At 43.9% G+C, this 1,753-nt stretch carries 3 protein-coding genes; 1 reads left to right on the forward strand and 2 read right to left on the reverse strand.

What is annotated here, in order from left to right; all coding sequences use genetic code 11:
- The first annotated feature begins 322 nt into the window (after positions 1-322).
- Positions 323-976, forward strand: a complete 654-nt coding sequence (locus tag QT974_RS34030) for a Crp/Fnr family transcriptional regulator (protein ID WP_333472764.1) — start codon at positions 323-325, stop codon at positions 974-976.
- Positions 977-1,102: 126 nt separating this feature from the next.
- On the opposite strand, the gene QT974_RS34035 is transcribed toward QT974_RS34030, so the two are convergent.
- Entirely contained in the window at positions 1,103-1,324 is a 222-nt protein-coding gene (locus QT974_RS34035; RefSeq protein ID WP_333472765.1) for a CHAT domain-containing protein, read from the reverse strand.
- Positions 1,325-1,552, reverse strand: a complete 228-nt coding sequence (locus QT974_RS34040; RefSeq protein WP_333472766.1) for a tetratricopeptide repeat protein — start codon at positions 1,550-1,552, stop codon at positions 1,325-1,327.
- Between the last annotated feature and the right edge of the window lie 201 nt (positions 1,553-1,753).

The raw sequence follows: 1,753 nt of genomic DNA on the forward strand, positions 1-1,753 counted from the left end.
GTCTGACATCTGCGGTTTCTGTATCGATCGAAGACTTATGCAATTCAAGTCTACTACAAATCCTATTTTTAAACATATTGCGAGAACCCTCTATATTATAATACCAATAATTAAAACTCGCACCTACTTTTAAGGACACCGCGCCGTCCCGCTTACCTACTACTACATATACTCCCGATTTTCAGAATTGGTATAACTAAGAACAACTAATGACTAAAGCTTATACTCCCGCTAACCTAACGATTACCTAACCTTTACCTTGGTCGGTTAGAGTGAGAGGGCTAGGTCTCAAACTAATGTTTTTTAGCTGGAAATAACGGATATGCCACCAACATCGAAAGCACTTTTAGCGGAAGTCCAGCATAACACGGGAGCGACTCGCAACTTGCATTTTTATGCCAAGGGCGAAACGATTCCTTTGATGCCGCACGGCTTGTGGCGCGTCTGTCAAGGTTTAGCACAACTGAGTACGCTTTATCCCACCGGAGAAGAAGGACTTTTGGGTTGGGTGGGGCCTTCGATGTGTTTCGGTTTGTGGTTGACAAGCTTGCAAACTTACCGTGCTACGGCGACATCAGATGTTTATTTGATGTGGTATTCTATGGTGGAAATCGAAGCTTCTCCTCAATTGGCTCACGAGTTGCTGCCTCAAATGGTGCGGCGGCTGCGACAAATGGAATCAATTTTGGCGATCGCCGGACAGCGCCGAGTAGAAGACCGTTTGTATCAACTTCTGCTATTATTGCAACAGGACTTCGGTCAGCCTGTGGTTGAAGGAACTCGTTTGAGCATCCGTTTGACACATCAAGATATTGCTAATGCTATTTGTACGACGCGGGTAACTGTAACGCGAATGTTGGGAAAATTGCAGCAGCAAGGCTTAATTAGTCGAGATGGCGATCGGCATTTAATACTTAACAAAGATGTTTTTGCCTCTACCTCCGATTTGTTTGGCTGCAATCCTCAATCAGTGTAGTAAGCCAAGATACAAATCTTATTCTGCTTCACCAATCAGCGTAAACGCTGCCCAATCTTGTGGATTTGGGTGCATCTTCATTGCGATCGGCATCGCTTGTCGCAAAGCTTGAGCTTTATTTGGGTTTTACTGCAACTGGCCATAGAATTCTGCCATTAATTCCGCTGTCTCAGCATCGGGTACTGACCATAGAGAAACGATAATACTAGGAACTCCAGCACTAATTAAAGCACGAGATAACCCAAGCACGCCATCACCTGTGAGTTGTCCTCTGCCAGTATTGCAATCACTCAATACTACTAATTTAGCATTTAATTTTAAATCCGAAATTTCGCTGGAAGTCAGCAATCAATCATCATTTCCTGATAAAGTAAGGGCAATTGCGCCCGGAAAATCTCGCGTCTTGACTTCATCAAATAAACCGTGAGTTGCCAACCACTGCTGAGCGTAGTCAATCGCTTTGGCGCAGTCGCCCAGGTTACGGTAAGCAAGTCCCAGATTTCCCAAAGCTTTCCCCTCGCTGTGGCGGTTTTTAATTTCCCGATCAATGATTAGTGCCTGTTGCCAAGACTGCAAAGCAGCTTAAAATTGACTAATTTGATATTGCTGAACCCCTTGATTGAACAGCCGATCTGCTTCTGCTTTCCGCTCAACTAAAGTTTGAATTCAAGCCGGAAAATTGAGGATTTTAAATTGAGAATTAGGGAGCAATCGAACTTCGCCTAAGTAAGTAGGCGCTAATCAAACAAAGTATGTTAAGTAATTTGACAATTACGC

Source organism: Microcoleus sp. BM001215392, assembly GCF_036700185.1.
Lineage (GTDB): Bacteria > Cyanobacteriota > Cyanobacteriia > Cyanobacteriales > Microcoleaceae > Microcoleus.

What these genes read in the sequence shown, in the direction of transcription:
- QT974_RS34030 (WP_333472764.1), top strand. Translation starts at nt 323, where the DNA reads ATGCCACCAACATCGAAAGCACTTTTAGCGGAAGTCCAGCATAACACG.